The organism is Ruminococcus sp. (genome assembly GCF_017650195.1).
In the GTDB taxonomy this organism is placed as follows: domain Bacteria; phylum Bacillota; class Clostridia; order Oscillospirales; family Ruminococcaceae; genus Ruminococcus.
Map to the genome: position 1 here is coordinate 1 of NZ_JAGCFH010000038.1, position 6,040 is coordinate 6,040.

The 6,040-nt window shown below is 41.0% G+C and carries 3 protein-coding genes; 1 reads left to right on the forward strand and 2 read right to left on the reverse strand.

Annotated features, from left to right (window positions below):
- Positions 1–140: 140 nt before the first annotated feature.
- A complete protein-coding gene (locus tag J6U00_RS01675; protein WP_296577980.1) occupies positions 141–1,895 on the reverse strand; it encodes a BspA family leucine-rich repeat surface protein in 1,755 nt (584 codons plus the stop codon).
- Between the two features lie 289 nt (positions 1,896–2,184).
- Positions 2,185–3,471, reverse strand: coding sequence for an alpha/beta hydrolase-fold protein (locus J6U00_RS01680; protein ID WP_296577983.1), 1,287 nt, complete (start codon positions 3,469–3,471; stop codon positions 2,185–2,187).
- A 277-nt stretch (positions 3,472–3,748) separates the two neighbouring features.
- Here J6U00_RS01680 and J6U00_RS01685 point away from each other — a divergent pair, with 277 nt between their 5' ends.
- Positions 3,749–5,935: a glycoside hydrolase family 11 protein gene (locus tag J6U00_RS01685; RefSeq protein WP_296577986.1), complete on the forward strand. Its 2,187-nt coding sequence runs from the start codon at positions 3,749–3,751 to the stop codon at positions 5,933–5,935.
- Positions 5,936–6,040: the final 105 nt, after the last annotated feature.

Here is a 6,040-nt window from a genome sequence, read left to right on the forward strand (position 1 = left end):
AAAGTGGCAGTTCTCAACGTAACTGCCACTGTGATTATTGTTTAGATAATAGTTGGAATCAAAAAGATGATATAACGTCCTGCTCTAAATGGTCCCGCAGAAAGAATAAGCTGCATTTACGGATCTGTCACTGCTCTTCATCAAGCAACATAAGCATCTGCTGCAAGTGAATAGCTATAAAGAGCCCATGCAACGTCTTTGAGCTTGCTGTCTGTATTATTATCTACTACGCGGTATCCATAGGACAAAGCGCTACAATTATATTTTTTGCCGTCAATAGTGATCTCGTGAGAAGTGCTGAGACGGTGTGCCGCGATGTTTGGTATCTCATAATATTGCATGTCGTTCTTTGACTTAGCCTCAGCTTTTACGCCATCGATAAACACATCAATGCTATCGGTATATATTCTTAAGGCTGTTTCGGAATTGAGCACGAGAGAAATCTTTACATCATCGGGTAATTTCGTGGCAAACATGTTAAACATAGGTTTATATATATCTAAGTATTCTATGACATCATTTTTGGTGCCATTGAAGTAATTATCAGCCGCTTTACAGTAATTCTCCAAATAGCCTACAAGTATCTTAAGCTTTGCGTCTGCTATATTTGTGGTTTTCTTTAGCTCGTCAATATAACTCTGCACGGAGCATTCAAGCTGAGAATGGCTGCAAAGTTCATATCCTTGATTGCATACAACGAGACGATTGCCATCTTTATCATAAGCTTTCAGTGTTATTTTCTCATTTGCCTGTGTTGCATTAACAGGATATGTTAATTTCATTGTTTGAGTATTTGTATCATACTTTTCAAAATCAGTGATAACAATATCTCCGTTTGGTCCGCTCAAAACAATCTTTTCAAGATTTTTTGAGAGCTGACCTAAATCGCCAGAATAATATTTAGAATAATATTCAGGCTGATTTACATAGAAGTTTACTCCAAGACTTCCATCAAGTGTTATATTTGCACCGAAATTAAAAGCTATATTTGGAATAAGAGCCGGGCAGTCAAGGAACATACTCGAAGTATAATCATATGTTTCCCGTGCTTTAGACGTATCAAGGTTGCTTACATCAATTGATTCAAGACTGGTACAGTGTGAAAACATAGATTGCATTGCTTCAACATTTGATGTATCAAAATTACTTACATCTATTGTTTTAAGGCTTTGGCAGTATATGAACATATTGTACATATATTTAACCTTTGACGTGTCAAAGCTGCTTACATCAATTGAGGGTAACTTGTAACAATCTTCAAACATATTTCCCATATCTTCAACGTTTGATGTATTCAAACCGCCTAAATCAAGGGATTCTAAATTAGTACAATCCATAAACGCTCCGTTCATAGATTTTACATTTGATGTGTCCCAGCCGCTCAGTTCAAGAGATTTCAGAGTTGGACTGTTGCAGAACATAAAGTTCATTTTTGTAGCTTTGGAAGCTTTAAGATTGATGATCTTTGCATCACCCGAATTTAAAAGATAAAACATATTAGACATATTATCAACATTTGACAAATCAGCATTTGTAAAGTCAAATTCCTTAGCATAATATTGTTCAAACATAGTTGAGCAATCTTCTGGAAAAACAGTTCCCTTTGCACAAGACACTTTTTTCACATTTTCATTTTTATTATACTGCTTTACATCATTTTTGTTGACTTTTCCATTAAGCAGAAGAACTCCTGTTTTTTCGCTGAAACTTGCAGGGTCAAAACTGTCGAGATGATCAGGATCATTTTCATGATCATACTCATCAATTATGTTCTCTTCCGCTGTGACAACTCTTGTGCTTCCAAATAAATAAGCGCTGTTTGCAACGGCGGCTCCTCCTGAAATAGCAAATGCCATAACCGACGCTATTGCTCTCTTCAATACCTTGTTTTCCATTAAAACATCTCCTAATCATTTTTCATTTACAACTGCAATATCAGTTTATAACGGTGCTGTTGTGTCTGAATAGTCCCTATAACAGAATCTGCATTTTGTAAACGATTTAATTTTATCACATATCGCCGCAAATGTCAAGGCATTTTTTGCGATAAAAACCGAGTACCTCTTTTACGGCAGTCCGGCAATTTTTTCTGTCGCCGCAGCCCTGACATAAACGCATACAGGAGTATGACCGCAAAGAGGGTCATACTCCTGTTTTCGCGCTTTTATTCAGCTTTAAAAGCTCTTATACTGCCTTGAATATAAACCTGATAAAGTTATACATCAGCGGTATTACCGTATTGCTGTCATGTCCGCCGCCGGGTACGGAAATGTAAATATTCTCCGTGCCGTGCTGAGTGAACAGGTCGCTGTACTGCTTCGGGAAGTCGTTTACCATGTTGTCGTTGGTTCCGCCTGCTATCATGAGCAGATAAGGAGAGTATGGAGGATCTATACGCATATCGTCTTTACTCATTACGCCGGGATGCTCCATGAACTGATCCCTTGTCGGGAAGATACCCGGTGCAGGGGCTCCGCCGCCTATATATCCAACCTTATCGCAGCATTTGATGCCAATGTAGAGGGATTCTCTTCCTCCCATTGAGAATCCGGCAACAGCGGTATTCTCACGGCCAGTTTTGACGGGATAGTGGGATTCGATATAAGGCATGAGACTGTCGGGCAGGTCCTCAACGAAGTTATCGTAGCCCGGAACATCTGCCTGACCGTTGCCAGTCTGTGTTGCGTGGTTCGGGTCGGTATACTGATTTGTAAATACGATGATCATAGGCTCTGCTTCACCACTCATGATGAGGTTTGTAGCGATTTCCAGAACTCCCATACCGTTCATCATCGTAAACTCATCGCCACCGTAACCGTGATTCACATAGAACACAGGATATTTTTGGTTCTGATCATATCCGGGTGGAAGCCAAACATTCGCCCCCTTTTCGCGGTTTGCCTTCTTTGAAAAGTATGTGATGTGCTCAGTCTTACCTTCTGACTTGGACAACGCGGATGAGGGCACCTGTACCGTGATCTTATCGCGGATACTCGCCATGTAGTCTACGGTTGTTGTAGTAGTTGTAGTCTCAGAAGTTGTGGTCGTAGAAACAGTCGTTGTTGTTGTCCGCTTCGGGAACTCCTTCATCTCTGCGAGAACGAACTTAGCAAGCATTACAAGATCATTGACCGCAAAGTTGCCGTCTCCATCGATATCTGCTATATCCATACGTATGCCAGTCGTAAAACCTGCCAAAAAGTTTATCAAAGATCTTCTTGCTCCGATAAGGTCAAACGAGGTAATAACGCCGTCTGAATCGAAGTCACCGGTTATTGTCTGAGTTGTTACATTGTCAGTGATACTCTCCCCTGTTTCATTTTGAAAGTATCCATTTGTATCGGAAACTGCAGCATCAGCGCCGAGCTTCTGTGTGAATGTGCCTTCAGGCATTGTAAAAGCCGCAGAAAATGCGACGGTCCCTACGAATATACCTGCAAGAACGTTTCTGATCGTTTTTTTCCTGTTCATGATAGATTCCTCCTTTAATGTCAAAGCTTGTCCTTGTAACAAAAAACGATTATATATCTATCATATAACATAAGAACAAATAGTTCAACTCGTTTTTTGCGGTTTTGGTGGATAAAATGCTGATCTTACATTTCTTATCAGCATAGTGCATGATATATCTCGGAGTTTATAACGCTTGAGTCAAAGCCAGTTTTCAGTCAGCAATAAATGGCTTGAAATTCCCCGTTTTATTTTGTATAATAAAGACAAATAATATGATCTTAAGGGAGGGATCTGTATGAAAAACTCATTAAAAAAGTTGTTTTCCGCATTCACAGCTGCTTTCTGCCTTGCCGGAGCTGTAAGCTTCAACTGTGACTCACATAGCGCCTTAAAAGCCAATGCCGCAATAGATTACATTGACAACGGTACTGCCGACGGTTATACATACTCGGTATGGAACAAGAGCGAGATTGGCAGTATCGCATTTGAAAACACAGAGAACAACGGCTTTACAGCAAGCTGGAACAGTATTGAAGATTTTGCGGTGAGCAAAGGTATCACTTTTGAAGAAAACAAAATAAGCGCATATCAGGTCAGTGAATATGAGGTGGATTACGACATTGATATCCTCGGCAATGAAAATGATTACATAAGTATAACGGGCTGGTTCACATATCCGAAAATACAGTTCAATATTGTAGAAGCCTGGGATTCATGGCAACCTACCGGATTCAATAACAGTGATCCTGTCGCAACAGTGGATATTGACGGCACGACTTATGATATATACAGGTACATTTATGAAAATCCGCAGCCCAGCTTTCCTAACTCTTACTGGAGCGTTCCGCGGAAAGAGCCCTTCGAGCTCGGCAAAGAGACCAATATCAAAGGCACAGTCGATGTTGCGGCTCATTTTCGTGCATGGGCAGAGGCAGGGTTGGAGCTCGGTTACCTTAACTGCATAGACTTTTCTCTTGAAGCCTACAGAAGCAACGGCTATGCAAACCTGAATTCGCTGAACACAAGATATGAGGTATCAGAGGAGCAGCTTTTCGGTCCTCCGATGCCGGTAAAGCCATACACAGAGCATGACCCTCTGCCGGTCGGTACTGACGGAAGGATCATAAATGTGGATTTTGAAAACGATAACGCCAAGATCGGAATTAAAGGCGAAGATGCTTCTTGCGAAATAACGGATGAGCATTGCTTCAGCGGAAAGCGTTCAATGAGTATTTCAGATTCGGATAAATATGGAACCCGATCGTTTTTCTATGAGCTTGATCCTTATGATCTTCCCAAACTTACTGATAATATACAGCAATACTTTGAGACCGGGGCAAGGATATACCATAACGCCGGCAAAGACGTTCAGTTCTCTGTTTCGCTCGTTGAATACAGTGATTCTGATAATACATACGTTATTATTTCCGAACTCGGAACAAGAACCTGCAGATCAGGACAATGGACAGATATCACTAATATCCAGTTTTATTTCAAGCATAACGTTTTCCATAAGTACAGGATAGTTTTCACTCCTGCCATGCCTGTGGATTACTGCATAGACGATTTTTATATAGCAGATGGCAATGAAAATAATAGCGGCAGGCAGCTCTTTAACGCTGATACGCGCGGCGACCTCAACTGTGACGGAGTTATAGACAGTCTCGATGTCGCTGTATGCCGGAAGGCTGTCATAAGCTCCCTTGGCAGAGGAATAATCGAGACCGGCGGCGATGTTAACGGCGATTTCATGAGCAACCTGAGCGACCTTGTACTGCTCACAAAATATGTGCTGCATATTTCCGACGATATCCCTCTTTCCGAAGACGGAGCTGTATTATATCTGGGCAGTAACTATGATTTTGACAGAACAGGTCAGCGCTGCTTAGAGTTCGACAACAATAAATACAACAATGACAGTGCCAGAACGATAGTACGAAAAGACGGTTCACTCATAGCAGAATGGAACGATATTGATCATTACTACTGCGAAAGCTATATTGATTTCGCAGATACCAATGAAAGAAAAAGCTGCGGTGAGTTTGATGTAAGCTATTCTGCCGATATCATTTCAAGCGGAAATATAGATGTGCTTGTACGCGGACTTATATACAGAGGTCAGAAAACTCTGTACTTCAATGTTTATGAAGGCTGGGCTGAAAAAGGTCTCTTCGGTGACTATGATAAAATGCTTGAAACTGAAAGCAGTACAGAGCTTGTCACTCTTAACGGCACTGAATATTATATGATGACGGATATCGGTTCCACAGAAGATTCCATAAACCTCTACCGCAAGGATAATCCTCTTGAACTTAACAAGACCTGCCACCTCGAAAACAGCTTCAATCTTGCTGAGGTGCTGGATCACTGGGACGAAAATAAAGAGAACAGTGATACTGTTATTAAGCTCGGAATGTTTATCATCTCAAACAAAACGACCGGCTATGCGGATTTTCAGGAGCTCAAATTCAATAAGAATTGAATATATAAATATAATGGCAGCCCGGAAGGACTGCCATTATATTTTATGTATCAAATCAGGAATATTGTATCATCCCTCTGCTGGAGTACCTTTTTCGTTGAGGAG